Genomic DNA, 16,659 nt, shown 5'->3' with positions numbered 1-16,659 from the left:
TAAGAAATTGTTGTTCATGCGAGGAAAATTCAGGACATCCTATAACAGCCATTTATATAGAATAAATAGGCAGACACAAGGTCTGCCCTACAAAAACAATGAACCGATTCAATAAGATACCAAATTACGCTACTGTTTCGATAATAGACAATACCAATCTTGCAGAATTCACTAAATCCTCTATTCGCAGATGTTCTTCCAAGGTGTGGGGCTTTCGCTCACCGATTCCTAAGTTAACAGCCTTAATTCCATTGCCGTTTAAAATATTGGTATCGCTGCCGCCTCCGGTAACATCGGTATAGGCTTTGATGCCTATATGATCACATGCTTTTTTCACCAGCTCCACGATTGCATCCTTTTCGTCTACTACAAAGGCGCCATACATCCGCTCTGTCTCAATCTCTGCCTTGGCTCCAAACTCCTTCGCAGCCTCCTTAAAACAAGCTACCATGTGAGCTGTTTGTTGATCCAGCTTTTCGTCATTTAAGCTTCTGGCCTCCGCTTTGATTTCTACCTCTGGACAGACAATATTGGTAACCTGACCCCCTTGGATCACTCCGATATTTGCAGTCGTCTCCTCATCAATTCGTAAAAGCTTCATCTTGTTAATCGCTGCTGCAGCCACTTGAATTGCACTAATACCTTCTTCAGGGGCTACTCCTGCATGGGCAGGCTTTCCGATAATTTTTACATTGATTTTATCCTGAGCAGGTCCTTTAATGATGATCTGACCGGGGTCTCCGCCGCTGTCCAGTACAAAAGCCAGTTTAGATGAAATTTTGCTATAATCCAAATTCTTGGCCCCGAAGAGTCCTCCTTCTTCTGCAATGCTGAAAGCTACCTCAATATCTCCATGGTTCAGGTTATTCTCCCTAATCACACGAAGAGCCTCTACTACTGCCGCAATTCCTGCTTTATTGTCCCCTCCTAAAATGGTGGTGCCATCGCTGTAAATCACATCATCTTTAATCACAGGCTTGATACCCTGTCCTGGTGTAACTGTATCCATATGACAGCTAAAGAGTACAGGCGGTACATTTTTTGTACCCCTTAATCTCCCAATCACATTTCCCGTATCTCCCCCGATTGTTTCACCGGCTTGATCTACATATACTTCCAATCCAATGCTTCTTAATTCCTCAGCAATAAACTTGGCAAAGTTGCCTTCTTGCTTCGTTAGGCTGTCAATTTGTACATACTTTAAAAATTCTCCCACAATACGTTCCCTGTTGATCATTGTCTTCCCTCCATTTTTGTATAGCTTTGTGCATATTCTTACCTATTCTCTAAGGTTTTATTTTTCCCTTCTTTTCATATATTTTTTCATGAATTCTATGTAAATAGAGGCACCTAATGGTGCCTCTATAAAAATCTATTGAAGAAACATTGTGACTCCTGGTCCTAATGGCCATCCTAGGAAATACCAAGCTACCAATAGAATAGACCATCCAATCAGGAATACGATGGAGTAAGGAATCATAGTAGAAATCAGCGTACCGATTCCAGTCTCCTCATCATACTTCTCCGCAAAGGCTACGATAACGGCAAAGTAAGACATCAAGGGAGATATGATATTCGTCGTAGAGTCACCGATTCTGTAAGCTACCTGGGTAAACTCCGGTGAATATCCCACTGCCATCAGCATCGGCACGAATACTGGTGCCATGATGGCCCATTTAGCAGAAGCTGATCCGATAAACAGGTTAATGAAAGCTGATACTAGAATGAATCCAACAATTAGCGGGAATCCAGTCATGCCTGTTGCCTGCAGGAAGTCTGCACCCTTCACTGCAAGGATGGTTCCAAGGTTTGTGTATCCAAAGTATGATACGAATTGTGCTGCTGCAAAGGCTAATACAAGGTATCCACCCATCGTACTCATGGCTTTACCCATGCTGTTTGCAACATCCTTATCATTCTTAACCGTACCTGCAAAAATACCATATGCAATACCCGGAATTAAGAAGAATAACGCGATAATTGGTACGATTCCATCCATAAACGGTGAATGCCCTAAAATTGTTCCTGCCTTAGGATCTCTTAGGATTCCGTTAGCTGGTGCAACTAATGCGCCAATAGCAATAATGAATATCAATAATGCGATACCTGCCGCTGCCAATCCTTTTTTCTCTGATGCTGTTAAACCGTGTAAATCAACTTTAGCATTTCCTTTATATTCTCCCAGTCTTGGCTCAACAATTTTCTCTGTGATCCATGTACCTAGGATTGTAATTAAGAATGTAGATGCAATCATGAAATACCAGTTTGCTGTAGCTGTTACAGTATATCCAGGGCTGAACAGCTTTGCTGCCTCAGTGCTGATTCCCCCTAATAGCGGGTCAATAGTTCCTACCAGCAGGTTGGCACTAAAGCCGCCAGATACACCTGCGAATGCTGCTGCAAGACCTGCCAGCGGGTGACGTCCAAAGCTTAGGAAGATAATCGCCCCCAATGGTACCAGTACAACATATCCTGCGTCAGAAGCTACGTTGGACATAACCCCTGCAAATACTACTACTGCTGTAATTAATCTCTTTGGTGTACTTAAAACAAGCTTTCTTAAAGCAGCTTGAATTAATCCTGTTCCCTCTGCTACACCGACCCCCAGCATGGCTACCAACACCGTTCCTAAAGGTGCAAAGCCTGTGAAATTCGATACGGCTTTAGAGAACATGTATCGGATGCCATCTGCATTCAGCAAACTTACTGCATTTACTGTAGTCATCTTGGTTTCCATGGTTGTACGATCAACCATATTGAATTCAACAGAAACTCCGGCACGAGCAGCTAAATCTGAAATAATAATTACGGCAATACTGAATAATACGAAAAGCGTCACTGGGTGAGGCAGTTTATTTCCTACCTTTTCAATCATATTAAGAAAAACATTAAAAAGTCCTTTTTTGCCTGTGTTCTGTACTTTTGTTTTTTCCATTCACTTCTTCCTCCTTTTCTTATTATTTGATAAAGATATGTCCGGTAGATAAAACCGATATCTGCATAATTATGAAATTATAATGTAAAAATATGCAGATTTCCTCTTTTAGGAAAACGGTGTCCTCCGTGCATGTACTTTAAATAATAGCACAATATCAATGCTAAGTGTGTTAAGTTTTTGTAATCCTATTTTTGGATAAATATTCTCAATCTTTTTATTTTTCTATCATATTTCCTCCTGTCTTTCAGGTACATCCCCCTGCTCCTCGGAATAATATAAGATAGAAGGAGGTGTATTTATGGCAACGGCAGTGCACAAGGTATTTTCAGGCAGTAGCCTCTTATTCTTTTTCTTACTGTTGATAATTATCATGAAAGATACATCTTACTGTATTGAGCATCCAACAAGCTTTTTACTTTTTTTTCTTATTTTAGTAGTACTACTTACTCCTCTTGGTCTATAGCGAAAAAATAAGGATGCTGGGGTTCAGCATCCTTTCATAGTTATATACTATGAGACGAAGTGGTATAAAATATGATTGGGTGATTTCATTGTAACACATTTCTTGTCTTTTACGGGCTTTGTAATCATTTTTTAAAGTAAATGTAATCCCTCTTAATGTAGTAAAGAATTTGATAAAGTATAGAATTTTCTCCCTATGAGAACAATATATAAGATTGCTATGGAAAGGAATGATTTCCCTTGTACATCATCTATCACGACGTAGGAGGCACCTATGGTCCTATCATCGCAGCCGCCATTCATCTTAAGCGGCTTCCTCTAGACCAGATTCCCGAAAAAAGTGACCTTGAGAAACTCATTTCCACCAATGGATTTCAACCTGGCCCCGATGGCCGATTAATATTCCACGGAAAAGATTCTAATGGTCATCAGGTGTACTCTCTTGGCCGCAAGCATGCACCTGCTATGTTCCATAATGCCTTTAAAAGCATCATAACCATCAGTAAAACAGATCTCAAGGAGCTGATATATACAGATACCATGGAAGCGGCAAACCTCATGATGGTCCTTGGAGGCCGCTATGCCAGAAAGGCAGGGCTTTCATCCTTAGGCAAACCGCTGCTGACTGCGGGTATTCTCCGAGCCTATCCTGAAATATCCTCTATCGTATGGAAAACCCTGCTGAAGACTGAACCCTAAGCTTCTTGGTTCTTATTTTACATATTTTACAATGGTATTTAATACCTTCTCAACCTTATCTTTACTGACCGATTCCCCTTCTTCTATGTTGATCAAGCATTCCTTGGCATGCTCTTCCATAATCAATAAGCCTACCTTATGAATGGATGCCTTAATGGCACCAACCTGCAGCAGCACCTCATCGCAGGGCTTATCTTCCTCAATCATCTTTTCGATGCCAGAAATATGCCCCTTAATGGTTCTCAGCCGATTAATAACGTCCTTTTTTGCTTGTTCTTTCGACATATATGGAGCTCCTTTCCAAAAACACATTTTATCCTATTATTAATATCATGCCATAAATAACCTTTAAAAAAAAGCTGGTTTTGCTTTTTGAAGAACATTTCTAGTTTTTGTTAAATTATGGTAAATTGTGTTAACACTCCGTCAAGTCTATTTTCCTTGGATTCACTATGAATTATAATACTTTTTAGAAGGACAGACAATTAAGAATTCGTTCTTCAAAAATAAAAAATGAAAATTATAGGGGGAAATTTCATGAAAAAAATGATCAGCAGATTATTAGTTCTCGTAATGATCATCGCCGTATTTACACCAGCTGCTGCAGTTTTTGCAGCAGAAACAAAAGTTGTTGTTGCAGGCTCTACTTCAGTACAGCCCATTGCAGAAGAATTAGCAGCTGCCTTTATGCAAAAAAACAAGGATATTAAGATTGAAGTACAGGGCGGCGGTTCCGGTGTAGGAATCAAATCTGCTCAGGATGGTATTGCTGATATTGGTATGTCTTCAAGAGAGTTAAAAACTGAAGAAAAAGGACTTTATGAAGTAGAAATCGCATTGGATGGTATCGCAGTAGTTGTTAACCCATCTAACAAAGTAAATGATTTAACAATGGATCAGGTGAAGAAAATCTTTACAGGAGAAATCACCAACTGGAAAGAGGTTGGCGGTTCTGACAAAGCCATCGTGGTAGTATCCAGAGAGCAGGGATCCGGAACAAGGGGAGCCTTCATCGAAATCACAGGTGTACAGGGAAAAGATGCTGCAGGTAAAACTGTAGACAACACAACCACCAAAGCAATCACACAGCCTTCCACAGGCGCTGTAAAACAGACTGTTGCAGTAACGCCGGAAGCGGTTGGATACGTATCTTTAGGTGCAATGGATAACACAGTAACAGCTGTAAAAATCAGTGGCGTAGAAGCAACAGAAGCTAACATCAAAGCGAAGAAATATGCAATCTACAGACCTTTCTTATTCTTAGCAAAAACAAAGCCAACAGGGGCTGCCAAGCAGTTTATCGATTTTATCTTAAGCGCAGAGGGACAAAAGATTGTCGGCAAGGATTACATAACTGTTAAAGAAGCAGAAAAAATCGAAACTCCGAAGCCTCAAGCTCCTACAGAAATCACAGTAATGGTAAATGGTAAGAAAGTAGCTTTTGATGCAAAACCGTTAAATGAAAGCGGAAGAGTATTGGTACCTGTTAGAGCGATCTTAGAAGCCCTTGGTGCAAAGCTTGACTGGGATGCAAAAGCGCAAACTGTAACCGCTACAAGGTCTAATTCTAAAGTTGTATTGACCATCGGCAAAACTACTGCAACAAAAGATGGTAAGTCAATCAAATTAGATGTTCCCGCAAAAATCGTAACCGGCGGCAGAACTGTAGTACCTGTAAGATTTATCAGCGAGGCCTTCGGTGCTAAGGTAGATTGGAACGCTACAACACAAACCATCACAATTACGCAATAATCCGATATAGAAAGCGGCAGTTCCCTGGAACAGCCGCTTTCAACTTTTTCTACTATATAAATAGATTTACATTTGCTTCATCTGCTTCTCCCAGATAACTGGCTACTCCTGCAAATTCGATCCCTTCAATCAATTCCTCTTCCTTAATGCCCATTACATCCATGGACATGGTGCAGGCGATCATTCTTACACCCATCATCTGGGCGCTGTCTATTAATTCCGGTAAGCTGCTGACATTCTTCTTTTTCATAATCCCTTTCATCATCAGAGCACCCATTCCGCCAAAATTCATCTTAGAAAGACCTAACTTTTCTGCCCCACGGGGCATCATCCAACCAAACAATCTTTCCATAAAATCTTTTTTAACCTTTATCTTTTTTGCCCTTCGCAGCGTATTCAGTCCCCAAAAGGTAAAGAACATAGTCACCTCATTGCCCATGGCGGCTGCACCGTTGGCAATAATCAGACTTGCCATAACCTTATCCATATCCCCACTGAATACGATGATCGTCTTTTTGTCTGTCACATGATCACCCTCTTATTTCTTTAAAATTTTCGCGGAGATCTCTGTTTCTCCTACGTTTAACTCCAGCAGTTCATTTCCTGTCTTTTTGCACCAGGCTTGTATGTCCTTTGCAAAGCCCCTATCGGTGACCTTTACGAGTATTGTATCTCCTGACTCCGCTTCCTTTGCTGTCTTAAAAACCTGCATAATAGGACCGGGACACTGCAATCCCTTACAATTTAACAAAATTTCTGCCATCGGCTAAGTCTCCCTTCACTTTTTATTCTAATTCAAATGGATAGGCACGAATTCCGCCATCTAAAATCTTTACCTTTTCAAATCCTAGAGCCTTTAGCTTTAAATAAGATAAATAGGCATTTTTCCCGATCTTGCAGACTAAAACCGTTTCCTTATTAGGATCTAAAGATTGTATCCGAGATGGAAGCTCTCCACTGGGAATATGGATAGATCCGGGAATTGCACCGATGAGGTAGGAGCCCTCATCCCTTGTATCTATTATCTGTAGGGAATCTAATTTTTTCTTGAGCTCTAGAGGCGAAATACCTTCCAACTTGCCCATTAGTTTATTCACGATTACGCTAGCCGCCACAATGGTTGATGCCATGGCCATAGAAAATGGCGGTGCATAGGCTAAATCCAGTTTTTCTATATCTTCTACCCTAGCCCCAAGGGTAATGGCTGTCGCCAAAATATCAATGGGCTTATCAACTACACCCTCACCAACGACCTGAGCGCCTAATACTTTATGGCTTTTTTTATCTACAATGAGCTTCGTAATAATTTCTCTATATCCGGGATAATAGTGGGCCCGGTCATTAGCCGGAACAATAGCTGTTTCCACCTGGTAGCCTGCCTTTTTGGCATCTCTTTCTGAAAGCCCTGTTTTTCCGGCGTTTAGCTTAAATAACTTTACAATAGTAGTTCCTAATACCCCTGGCAACCTTTCCTTCCCTGTATCTGCCAAGTTGATCGCAGCTACTCTTCCCATCTTGTTGGCGGTAGAACCCATAGGAATCCATGCAGGTGCACCGGTTACCAGATGCTTTGTTTCCGCACAATCTCCAACGGCATAGATGTCAGGAATACTGGTTTCCATAAATGCATTTGTTTTAATGGCACCCGTAGTACCGATTTCTATCCCAGCTTCCTTGGCTAAAGCAGTATTGGGTCGAACACCGACAGATAATACCACCAAATCCGCTTCAAGCTCTCTTTGATCTGTAATCACACGTTGAACCTTCCCCTCAGCCCCTTCAAAAGCAGCCACCTTTTCCTGGGTATAGATATTCACGCCCTGCTCCTGTATATAGTTTTGTGCATATAAAGCCATTTCCTCATCAAAGGGGGGTAATATATGGGGCACTAATTCCACAATAGAAACCTCTACACCTTTGTCTTTTAAGTTTTCTGCTACCTCTAATCCAATAAATCCTCCTCCCACAATCACTGCCTTCTTCGCACTTCCCCGGTCTACAGCTTCCCGGATCGCCACAGCATCATCAATGGTCCTCAGGGTATAAACCCCTTTTAATTCCCGACCGGGTATAGGGGGAACAAAGGGCGATGCTCCAGTTGCAATCACCAGCTTATCATAGGAAAAAAGAGTTTCTTCCTTGGTTAATAAATTCTCTATTTTTACAGTTTTTTCTTTGGGGTAAATCTTTGTAGCCTCACACAGCGTCCAAACTGTTGCCCCTGTGGCTGCCTCAAAGTCCTCCGGGGTCTTTACAATCAACTCTTTTCTTTCTTCAATCAGCCCACCGATAAAATAAGGAAGCCCGCAGCCTGCATAGGAAATGTCTCGATCCTTCGTGACAACCACCACCTCAGCCGCCGGGTTTTCCCGCTTTATTTTAGCCGCAGCCTTCGTTCCGGCTGCTACGGCACCGATGATTAGAATACGCTCTTTCATAATCCTCTCCCTTTCTAGTCCCTCCCCTCTAGGGGTGAGTTAGTTCTATTTATATCTTATTCCCTTTTATTAAGAATGTCAATAAAAAAACTCTCGAATGAGAGTTTTTATCCTGCTTAATAGTATGGGAATGGGCTTGGAGCCGGATAGGGATATGGAGTTGGATACGGTGTCGGATAGGGGTAGAAGCCTCTTCTCCTTCGCAGCAGCTCACCGATCAAAATAATGCCAATCAAATCTGTCAGCGGATTTCTCCATGGGTTTCTCCGGGCACTGTAATACTCATCCTCAGGCATGTAGCTTTCCTTGCTTTGACTGCCTAGGGTCTCTGTATGGTAGGCATCATAAACCTCTTCTACCATCTGGTCAAGCAACTCCTTATTTGGCATCATGTTCGGCATTATATTGGGCATTATATTAGGCATCACGTTACTGGGCCGGTCTACTCTCTGACATACTCTTCGTACATGGGGAATCAAGTCATGATAAATTTGGGGATATAGGCTCTCTGCCGCTTGTTCATACATATTTGTATAATACATGTTATTATTCACAGCCGGTTCCCTCCTTGTTTAACTTATTTTACTATTCACTTTATCATATGATATTTGGCCTGCCCTCCGTGCTTGACCTCATGGATTTTCCCTGAATATTTCAGTAATAAAACTGATTTGGCGCAAATATATTAGTAGTACGAGACAAGGTGATGAGGTGATATCGGTATGTTAAGAATTTTCGTTTTCAAAAGACGGACCTTATACATCGCCTTGACTGTGCTTTTACTGCTTGTGATTGGTATTGTAGCAGCTGTTGCACTGTCAGGCTCTGATGAAACTTTCTCAGAAACGATTAAGTACGCCCATAAGAAGATATCCGCTGAACAAGCTAAAGTACTCATGGAAAAAAATCCTGATCTAGTAGTATTTGATGTCCGTGATGAAAAAGAGTACCTGCAGGGTCATCTTCCACAGGCAACGCTGATTTCTCAGAAGGAACTCAAGAAAAAGCTAACTTCCTTTGATCAGGAAAAAATCTATATGATCTACGCAAAAAACGATAAAACCAGCGCAAAAGCTGCAGAGATTCTCAGTAATAACGGTTTTTCCAAGGTCTATGTCTTAAACGGAGGCATCGACCACTGGCCTTATGAGATTGAATGACAATCGGTTCTTCTATGAAAAAAGACTAGGTTTCCCTAGTCTTTTTTACTATATTGCATCTGCTCCTTCTTCTCCCGTTCTAATCCGAACTGCATTGGCAATCTCATAAATAAATATTTTACCGTCTCCAATGTTCCCTGTATTTAGAACCCTGCGTGCTGTTCTAACCACTTCCTCCACAGGTACTTCACAAACCACAATCTCGACCTTTACCTTCGGCAGTAAATCTACTGTAAAAGGAACCCCTCGGTAGCTCTCCGTCTTCCCCTTTTGCATGCCTGAGCCAAGTACTTGTGTAACCGTCATTCCTAGATGGTCCCAAGGGCTCCACAAACACCGTGAACACCAATAGCACCCACTGGATCATCTATCTTTAAAACCTTGTCAATGAATTCAATGGCATATACGATGACTACACCTGTCAGGGCTCCAATCACAGCCGCACTGCCCGCTCCTACAGCATCAGTCCCTGCCGTAATGGCAACCAACCCCCCTAAGGCACCATTAAGGGTTATACTGACATCGGGCTTACCATATTTAAACCAAGTCACAAGCATAGTAACTGAGGCTGCTGCTGCCGCAGACAGATTGGTGGTCACAAATATGTGGGCGATTCCTTCAGCGTCCATGCCCGAAAGGGTCGATCCGGGATTGAATCCAAACCAGCCAAACCATAGAATAAATACACCTAATGCACCCAGGGTCAAGCTGTGTCCTGCAATGGCATTGCTCTTTCCATCCTTTGTGTATTTACCGATGCGGGGTCCAACAATCCATGCACCCATCAAGGCTGCCCATCCCCCTATAGAATGTACTGCTGTAGAACCAGCAAAATCATGGAAGCCTCTTTCAGCTAACCATCCTCCACCCCAAATCCAGTGACCTGCAATAGGATAGATCAAGGCACTAATGATCAGACTAAAAATAAGGTAGGATATAAACTTTGTTCGTTCTGCCACCGCTCCTGATACAATCGTTGCTGCAGTAGCACAAAATACTGTTTGGAAAATCAGGAAAGCCTCCTTTGGAATTCCCAATTCCAGATGTTCATAGGTACCCTGGGATAAGAAATCCAGTTGTCCGATCCATCCGCCCAAATCACTTCCAAACATGATACTAAATCCTACAACCCAAAACATAATAGTACCTACAGAAAAGTCCATTAGATTTTTCATGATAATATTTCCTGCGTTTTTTGCTCGGGTAAATCCGGTTTCTACCATGGCAAAGCCTGCTTGCATAAAGAACACCAATGCCGTCGCAACTAAAACCCATACTGTATCTACAGCTACACTATATTCCATTCTAAATTCCTCCTTTTTCTTATCCCATTCTATCCGCCACTATTCTTTTTCTGGTCTGTCTCAGGTTTCTGCCCCATCTTTTTCTCACCTCTCTCTCATATTTATAAAATTGTGCATTGTATAATGTATACACTCTCTCCTGTCCTACTGGCTCGATTATTTGTATGATCCTCTGCCCTGGCTGTCTTTTATCAAGGAAGCATCATTGCGGTGACTCACCGTTTTTTGAACAAAAGGCTTTTTTCTTCCCATGATTTGTAAGCAATGACCTATTTGATTTAAATATAAAGCCATTTTAGCACAGCATCACTTTAATGTAAATATAGTTTGAATATTTAAAATCATTTGAAAGCGTTTATTTTTCATGTTTTTTGCAATAACTTTTTTTTAACTCTTATTAAACTGAATATTTGAATTTGCAAAGGTTTTCAAAGATTTCCCCCTTTATCGCAGAACTTTTTCACTTAATTTTTTTTGCTTCCTTTGCCAAATAGGGAATCACTTTGCGGTTCTCTCGTACAAACCGGCTTATATCCTCCACCACAATCTCGTCATAACGCTTATCCCCGATTTCAATGGTATAGCCCGGCCTTTTGTAGACTTTCACAAACCAATCCTTAAATCCTGCGGCAACCTCGTCGCTATCTTTTTCCTTCACTAGCTTGTAGCCGGTAATCCATCGAATTCTACGGGCAATTCTTAAATCCCGGCGATAATTTGCACCTTCCTGATGATAATACCAAAAAATCACAGATCCGCTTAGATGGTACGCTGCTGTGATATCAAAATCCTCTTGCTCTGCTAAAGCCGCTAAGGCTTGACTCTCCGGCTGATCCAGATAGCTTTCTCCTTTATAATTCTCGAAGGAAGGTGCTTCTTTGCTGACGGTATCGGCCCAATCTGCATTAAACTGACGATTGAGATCTACCCCTGCTATGTTGGCTTTCCATCTTGAAAAATCTTCTATATTCTCATTCATATGCATCAGTGATGCCTTGTCCCTATCTCCCACCCCGTTGAGCACTAAATCTACGCCATCGGGGTTTAGCATGGGAACAAAAGTAATAGTAGCATCCTGGAGCATCTTGCGAATATTGTATGCGCCCACTCTTTTCCCTTCTTGTCCCGCTTCCAGGTAAAGCTCTAAAAGGTTCATCAGCAAATACGAAGTCATCCATTCCCTTGCATGTACACTGCCTACTACAAGAAGCTTTTGGTCTCCTTTTCCAATTTTTACTGCATAAAGCTCCCTCCCTTCCACAGACTTTCCGATAGAAGTATAGGATATAGCCTCACCATACTTCCGCCGTAAAGCTCTTAGGTCTTTCTCCATTACATCATAGTCATATTTAAGTTTTCCCGTCACGATCCTATCCTGTTCCTTTGTTATTCTCTTTTTCGTTGCATAACTAGAATCACATCCGGCTCCTGATATTGCTATAGAAATTATCAAAATGAGCAAAAAAATTTTTTGCAAAAGAATCACCTCTTATAGCCTATTATATGCAGCTATGTTGTGTTTTTATCGGAAAGCATAAGGGTATATATTGGATAAATAAATGATGGAGGTGACGTTTTTGGAAAATGCATTGCAAATCCTGCAGTATGCCATGGAAATGGAGAAAAAGGGACAGCAATTTTATGCCAGTTTCAAGGATCAGATACATAACAACAAAACAAAGGCAATTTTCGAGAATTTAGTTAAAGCAGAGGAGGATCACTATAATATTCTGGCAAAGGAATATGAAAAAATTTCAAAGGGGGAAAGCTGGTCTGACCCGGATAGTTTAGCCCTTGGGAGCAATACCATTTTTCAATCGGCCCAAGAAGAAGAAAAGTTTGATGGAGAACGACTGAGTTCCGCCGTTTCCGATTTAGCCATTATGCGGATGGCTTATCTGATTGAGCATGATTTTGCTGAGTTTTACAGAAAGGCTTTAGAGAAAACAGAGGATGAAAATGGCAGGAAAATTCTTCAGGCCCTTATCACCATGGAAGAGGATCATGAACGATTCTTTTATCAGGAATACAGGAGTCTTATGGAAAGCACCTGGCATGATGCTGCCTTCGCTCCTTTTTAGTCAATGACAAGGGCACACCTTTCGGTGTGCCTCTGCTGTGTTAATATCCTGGTGGCGGCGTTGGTTTCAGCGGCATTGCTACGCTTCCGGTTCTGGCATCTATATGAAGAATCCAATACCCATAGTCCCCTAATTTAGCTTCCTTATCCTGCATAGAATGCCAGTAGACAAATCCCGTCATTCCCTCATAAGGCTGTTCACTAAGCGCGAATTTTCCCGGAACCCCATATACGAAATAGACTGGCTCATCATTCTCATCAACCTTTAATCCAAAAATATAATGCTGGTATTTGTAGATCAAATCCGGATAGCCTGTCATATAGTTCATATAAGGATAATAGGTGTACATGTTGGAAACATAACCATAGAAAGGCGGAAATCCTCGCTGCATAGTTTGAGGACTGCTGGGAACCTTCCACCATTGATATCCTTCTAGGTTGCTCTCAAAGGGTTCTGTCTTTTCATAATGCTTAAGTATATTTTTCACATAGTTGACAGCCATCTTAAAGTTCTGTTGATTGTAGTGGGGAGAAGTCTTTGTTCGATAATATTTCATCTGCTCAGATTCAAGATTCTGATATTGGTTGAAAATCCCTCTGTGGGGCGGTGCCGTCTGATGAACTTCCTGCTCTTCTTTTTTTCCCTCTGCCGCTTCAGCCTTTGATGTCTTCGGTTCTTCAGCGGTCTGCTCTTCCTCGATTTTTACTGTTTTTACTTCCATTTCTTCTATAGGCTTTTCAAATATGGATTCTAAAGGATATAGGTTTTCCGGACTCTGTTTTTTTTCTTCATCTACATCCCTTATTTCAGCCTTTTCTATAATCTCTTCTTCCTTTAAGTCCTCAGGAGCATCCTCCGCCGGATTCTCTTCCGATGCTGTTTCTACAACCAAAGCCTTTTCAATGTTCTGCTCTGGTGCAGCTTCTATAACTGAAGCCTTTTCTATAATTTCTTCTGGCACTGCTTCTGCAACTGAAGTCTTTTCAATATCCCATTCCATCCCCTTCAGCAAATGAATATCTTCTGCCTCTGTTTTTTCAATCTCCACATTTAGTTTTTCCGCTATTGATTCTACGGGTTTCTCTTCTACCCCTTGACTTTTGGAAGAAAACTTGCCCATAAAAGCATTTTTCCATGAAACTTTTTTCTTATCCATGAACCCAACCAGAGGTGCTGTTACTGCTGCAGATACCGCCCCAAGCTTTTCCCCTACAATGGCAATCACATTAAAAGCATCAATGGGATTTCCCTTCCCGTCCACATTTTGAGGATCAAAACGCCAGTTCAGCTCACCTTTCCCCTGCTGGTCAATCACAATGCTGCCGCAGTCAGCATAAATAAGCTGATTTTCTGCAGTGCCTATTAGATATCCTCTATATATATAGGGATCCTTCTCATCGTATTTAAGATTTTGTACAAAGTGACTAAGTAAACCTTTCCCGTTTTTTATCTCTATTTTCGTATATCCTTTAGGGCTTTTTCCCGGTTTATTGTCAAAGCCACTATCTTCTCGATCCAGTATGATAAAATATCTGCGATAACGCTTATAATCCACAGTACCCTCCCCCTTTTTTCATTCATTATTAATATATGTCTACATTTATAAATAGTTTACTTTTTGGCAAAAAAAATAAGCCTATTTAAGGCTTATTATATTAGGACTTTACTTCTGCAACAGCATCTGCCAAAATCCCGAATTCTTCTATGGTAAGGGTTTCACCCCGGCGGTTTTCTTCAATCTTGGCTTTAGTCAAAGCGTCCTTCACCTGTTCCTTACCTACCCCCAAGTCGCTGGAGGACAGGGCATTGAGCAGAGTTTTTCTCCTTTTCCCAAAGGCAGCCCGCACCACTTGGAATAAAATTTCTTCTTCTTTAACCTTTACCCGCGGGGATTCCAATAGGGTTAGGCGTATCACGGTAGATTCAACATTGGGTTGGGGAATAAAGGCGGAGGGCGGTACGCGGGTGATAATTTTGGGTTCACAATAATACTGCACGGCAACAGACAAGGCACCATAATCCTTAGTACCAGGCTTGGCCTGCATTCTATCGGCTACCTCTTTCTGGATCATTACCACCATATTTTTTAAAGGCACTCTTTCCTCTAGAAATTTCATGATAATTGGGGTGGTCACATAATAGGGTAGATTGGCAATCACTTTGACAGGAGCTCCTCCGAACTTTTCCTGAATCAATTCATGCAAATCTAGCTTCAATACATCCGCATTCACAACACTTACATTTTCCCAAGGCCCCAGCGTCTCAGCTAAAATGGGAAGCAGGCTCTTATCAATCTCTACAGCCACCACCTCTTTTGCTTGATCTGCTAAGGCTTGGGTAAGTGTACCAATCCCTGGCCCTACCTCTATAACATAATCTTCCTTTGTCACGGATGCACCATCTATGATTTTATTTAATATATTTTCATCAATTAAAAAGTTCTGCCCCAAACTCTTGGAGAACTTGAATCCATATTTTTGGACAACTTCCTTGGTTATTCTCGGCGAAATTAGTCTTTCCATGTATTCCCCTACTCTACTAAAGTTTTTTTACTGCCTCTTCAAACTCTTCTCTCGTAATCCCATAGTGATTTAGCCGATTCAAGAATTGCTTTGCATTCCCATGGCCTATCCCTAACAGCTTCCCAAGTGCATCCCGCCTTCGGGCGGACTGATCAGATCCCAGTAAATCATGCTTTAGCATGTCTGCCTGCGAAAACTCCTGTCGCTTTTCCGTCTGCTCAGTTTTTGCCTTTTCCAAGGCTGCAATAATGCTGCTAGGGGAAGCATTTTCAATGCCGATATCATCATTCTTGATAGCTTCTTCTCTAGGCAAAAATGCATGCTTGCATCCCGAAACCCTATTGGCAATGGTCTTGCGAATCTTCTCCCCAGCATGATCCGGATCTGTAAAAATGATAACGCCCTTTCTTTTCTGTGCAAAAGAGATTCTTTCTATGGTCTCTTCTGTAAGTCCAAACCCATGGGTGATAATGATCTCAGCATCTACGGCTCTTTTCACAGCAATGGCATCATCTCTTCCTTCCACAACAATAACTTCCTTGATCATAGTCTCCCTCATCTTCCTTCAGTTTATTTCTAAATCATTGTATCTTAGTTTCCCCGTGAAAACAAGTTAGGACAGGGAAAATTTTCCCTGCCCGCCCTATTCTAAAACATATACTTCTACTTTCCTTCGACCATATTTCTTGACATCCTGTGAATCTTCAAAATATAAATCGACTTTATTGCCTTTTATGGCCCCGCCCGTGTCTTCTGCGATGGCGAATCCATAGTCAGGCCACCTGCTGTCCAAAGATTTTATGTACAGCTTTGTCCCCAAAGGTATGACTTTGGGATCTACTGCTACAACCCCCGGTCTTACCTTCGTACCACTTCTTGTTAGGCCGTAATACTTATCTCCCGGTCTTTTCCCGGTACTTTCAAAGCCGGCATCATAGGCGGTTGATGTCATTTGGATGACTTTTCTAAATCTTACAGAACCTCTGGAAGTGGCAAGATATTGGGCAGTTCCCTTCTCAATCACTTCATTTTCTGCTGCCACTAATATCTTTTCTTCCTTTAAGATTTTAGAAACCACTTCTCCATTTTCATAAACAACTAAGTACTCTACTTGCTTTTCCCCGTTTTTACCTTTTTGAATAATATTCGCCTTTCCTTTATCCAAACTGTCATTGTGTTTGATGATGCTTTGATATGGAATGGCTACCTTCTCGGATACTAATTTCTCTTCAATACGGATCACTTTAATGGTATCATAGGGGGCAATTACTGCTCCCATTTCAGGTTCTACCCGATCCAATTC

19 protein-coding genes are annotated in these 16,659 nt (G+C 41.6%); 5 read left to right on the top strand and 14 right to left on the bottom strand.

Annotated elements, in window-relative coordinates; genetic code table 11:
- Positions 1–124 precede the first annotated feature (124 nt).
- Together BUB56_RS14480 and BUB56_RS14475 are read right to left on the bottom strand one after the other, a co-directional pair.
- Positions 125–1,237: a M20/M25/M40 family metallo-hydrolase gene (locus tag BUB56_RS14480; protein ID WP_110942019.1), complete on the bottom strand. Its 1,113-nt coding sequence runs from the start codon at positions 1,235–1,237 to the stop codon at positions 125–127.
- 135 nt (positions 1,238–1,372) lie between these two features.
- Positions 1,373–2,935 carry an AbgT family transporter gene (locus tag BUB56_RS14475; protein ID WP_110942018.1) on the bottom strand — a complete coding sequence of 521 codons (1,563 nt, stop codon included), beginning with the start codon at positions 2,933–2,935 and terminating at the stop codon, positions 1,373–1,375.
- Between the two features lie 301 nt (positions 2,936–3,236).
- Between BUB56_RS14475 and BUB56_RS19505 the strand changes: the two genes are divergently transcribed.
- Together BUB56_RS19505 and BUB56_RS14470 are read left to right on the top strand one after the other, a co-directional pair.
- Positions 3,237–3,401: a hypothetical protein gene (locus tag BUB56_RS19505; protein WP_190014566.1), complete on the top strand. Its 165-nt coding sequence runs from the start codon at positions 3,237–3,239 to the stop codon at positions 3,399–3,401.
- 239 nt (positions 3,402–3,640) lie between these two features.
- Complete coding sequence (locus BUB56_RS14470) at positions 3,641–4,099, top strand: DUF3189 family protein (protein WP_110942017.1); 459 nt, start codon at positions 3,641–3,643, stop codon at positions 4,097–4,099.
- Positions 4,100–4,111: 12 nt separating this feature from the next.
- On the opposite strand, the gene BUB56_RS14465 is transcribed toward BUB56_RS14470, so the two are convergent.
- The gene (locus tag BUB56_RS14465; RefSeq protein ID WP_110942016.1) at positions 4,112–4,384 is read right to left on the bottom strand and encodes a metal-sensitive transcriptional regulator; all 273 of its coding nucleotides are present in this window, start codon (positions 4,382–4,384) and stop codon (positions 4,112–4,114) included.
- Between the two features lie 252 nt (positions 4,385–4,636).
- Between BUB56_RS14465 and BUB56_RS14460 the strand changes: the two genes are divergently transcribed.
- On the top strand, positions 4,637–5,851 hold the full coding sequence (locus BUB56_RS14460; RefSeq protein WP_110942015.1) for a phosphate ABC transporter substrate-binding protein PstS family protein: 1,215 nt from the start codon (positions 4,637–4,639) through the stop codon (positions 5,849–5,851).
- A gap of 52 nt (positions 5,852–5,903) precedes the next feature.
- On the opposite strand, the gene BUB56_RS14455 is transcribed toward BUB56_RS14460, so the two are convergent.
- The 4 genes from BUB56_RS14455 to BUB56_RS14440 form a co-directional block, all read right to left on the bottom strand.
- Entirely contained in the window at positions 5,904–6,377 is a 474-nt protein-coding gene (locus BUB56_RS14455) for a DsrE/DsrF/DrsH-like family protein (RefSeq protein WP_110942014.1), read from the bottom strand.
- Between the two features lie 12 nt (positions 6,378–6,389).
- Positions 6,390–6,614, bottom strand: a complete 225-nt coding sequence (locus tag BUB56_RS14450) for a sulfurtransferase TusA family protein (RefSeq protein WP_110942013.1) — start codon at positions 6,612–6,614, stop codon at positions 6,390–6,392.
- Positions 6,615–6,636: 22 nt separating this feature from the next.
- A complete protein-coding gene (locus BUB56_RS14445) occupies positions 6,637–8,289 on the bottom strand; it encodes an FAD-dependent oxidoreductase (RefSeq protein WP_110942012.1) in 1,653 nt (550 codons plus the stop codon).
- A gap of 116 nt (positions 8,290–8,405) precedes the next feature.
- Positions 8,406–8,843 carry a hypothetical protein gene (locus BUB56_RS14440; RefSeq protein WP_110942011.1) on the bottom strand — a complete coding sequence of 146 codons (438 nt, stop codon included), beginning with the start codon at positions 8,841–8,843 and terminating at the stop codon, positions 8,406–8,408.
- Positions 8,844–9,011: 168 nt separating this feature from the next.
- On the opposite strand from BUB56_RS14440, the gene BUB56_RS14435 reads away from it, so the two are divergent.
- Complete coding sequence (locus tag BUB56_RS14435; protein ID WP_110942010.1) at positions 9,012–9,449, top strand: rhodanese-like domain-containing protein; 438 nt, start codon at positions 9,012–9,014, stop codon at positions 9,447–9,449.
- Between the two features lie 48 nt (positions 9,450–9,497).
- Here the strand turns inward: BUB56_RS14435 and BUB56_RS20225 are convergent, their stop codons facing one another.
- The 3 genes from BUB56_RS20225 to BUB56_RS14420 all read right to left on the bottom strand — a co-directional run bounded on the left by BUB56_RS20225 (position 9,498) and on the right by BUB56_RS14420 (position 12,230).
- Positions 9,498–9,755, bottom strand: coding sequence for a P-II family nitrogen regulator (locus tag BUB56_RS20225; RefSeq protein WP_110942009.1), 258 nt, complete (start codon positions 9,753–9,755; stop codon positions 9,498–9,500).
- Between the two features lie 2 nt (positions 9,756–9,757).
- Entirely contained in the window at positions 9,758–10,753 is a 996-nt protein-coding gene (locus BUB56_RS14425; RefSeq protein WP_110942008.1) for an ammonium transporter, read from the bottom strand.
- A gap of 460 nt (positions 10,754–11,213) precedes the next feature.
- Positions 11,214–12,230, bottom strand: a complete 1,017-nt coding sequence (locus BUB56_RS14420) for a M14 family zinc carboxypeptidase (RefSeq protein ID WP_110942007.1) — start codon at positions 12,228–12,230, stop codon at positions 11,214–11,216.
- Between the two features lie 100 nt (positions 12,231–12,330).
- Between BUB56_RS14420 and BUB56_RS14415 the strand changes: the two genes are divergently transcribed.
- Complete coding sequence (locus BUB56_RS14415; RefSeq protein WP_190014564.1) at positions 12,331–12,834, top strand: ferritin-like domain-containing protein; 504 nt, start codon at positions 12,331–12,333, stop codon at positions 12,832–12,834.
- A 40-nt stretch (positions 12,835–12,874) separates the two neighbouring features.
- Here BUB56_RS14415 and BUB56_RS14410 read toward each other — a convergent pair whose 3' ends face one another.
- The 4 genes from BUB56_RS14410 to BUB56_RS14395 all read right to left on the bottom strand — a co-directional run.
- Entirely contained in the window at positions 12,875–14,389 is a 1,515-nt protein-coding gene (locus BUB56_RS14410; protein ID WP_110942005.1) for a DUF7922 domain-containing protein, read from the bottom strand.
- Between the two features lie 100 nt (positions 14,390–14,489).
- Positions 14,490–15,356 carry a 16S rRNA (adenine(1518)-N(6)/adenine(1519)-N(6))-dimethyltransferase RsmA gene (rsmA, locus tag BUB56_RS14405; RefSeq protein ID WP_110942004.1) on the bottom strand — a complete coding sequence of 289 codons (867 nt, stop codon included), beginning with the start codon at positions 15,354–15,356 and terminating at the stop codon, positions 14,490–14,492.
- A gap of 16 nt (positions 15,357–15,372) precedes the next feature.
- Entirely contained in the window at positions 15,373–15,903 is a 531-nt protein-coding gene (gene rnmV, locus BUB56_RS14400; RefSeq protein WP_110942003.1) for a ribonuclease M5, read from the bottom strand.
- Between the two features lie 96 nt (positions 15,904–15,999).
- Positions 16,000–16,659 (bottom strand): 3D domain-containing protein (locus BUB56_RS14395; protein WP_190014562.1); only part of this gene is annotated, 660 nt, incomplete at its 5' end.

Origin of the sequence: Geosporobacter subterraneus DSM 17957 (assembly GCF_900142145.1) — a bacterium.
Classification (GTDB): domain Bacteria; phylum Bacillota; class Clostridia; order Peptostreptococcales; family Thermotaleaceae; genus Geosporobacter; species Geosporobacter subterraneus.
This window is presented reverse-complemented; position numbering and strand designations above follow the sequence as displayed.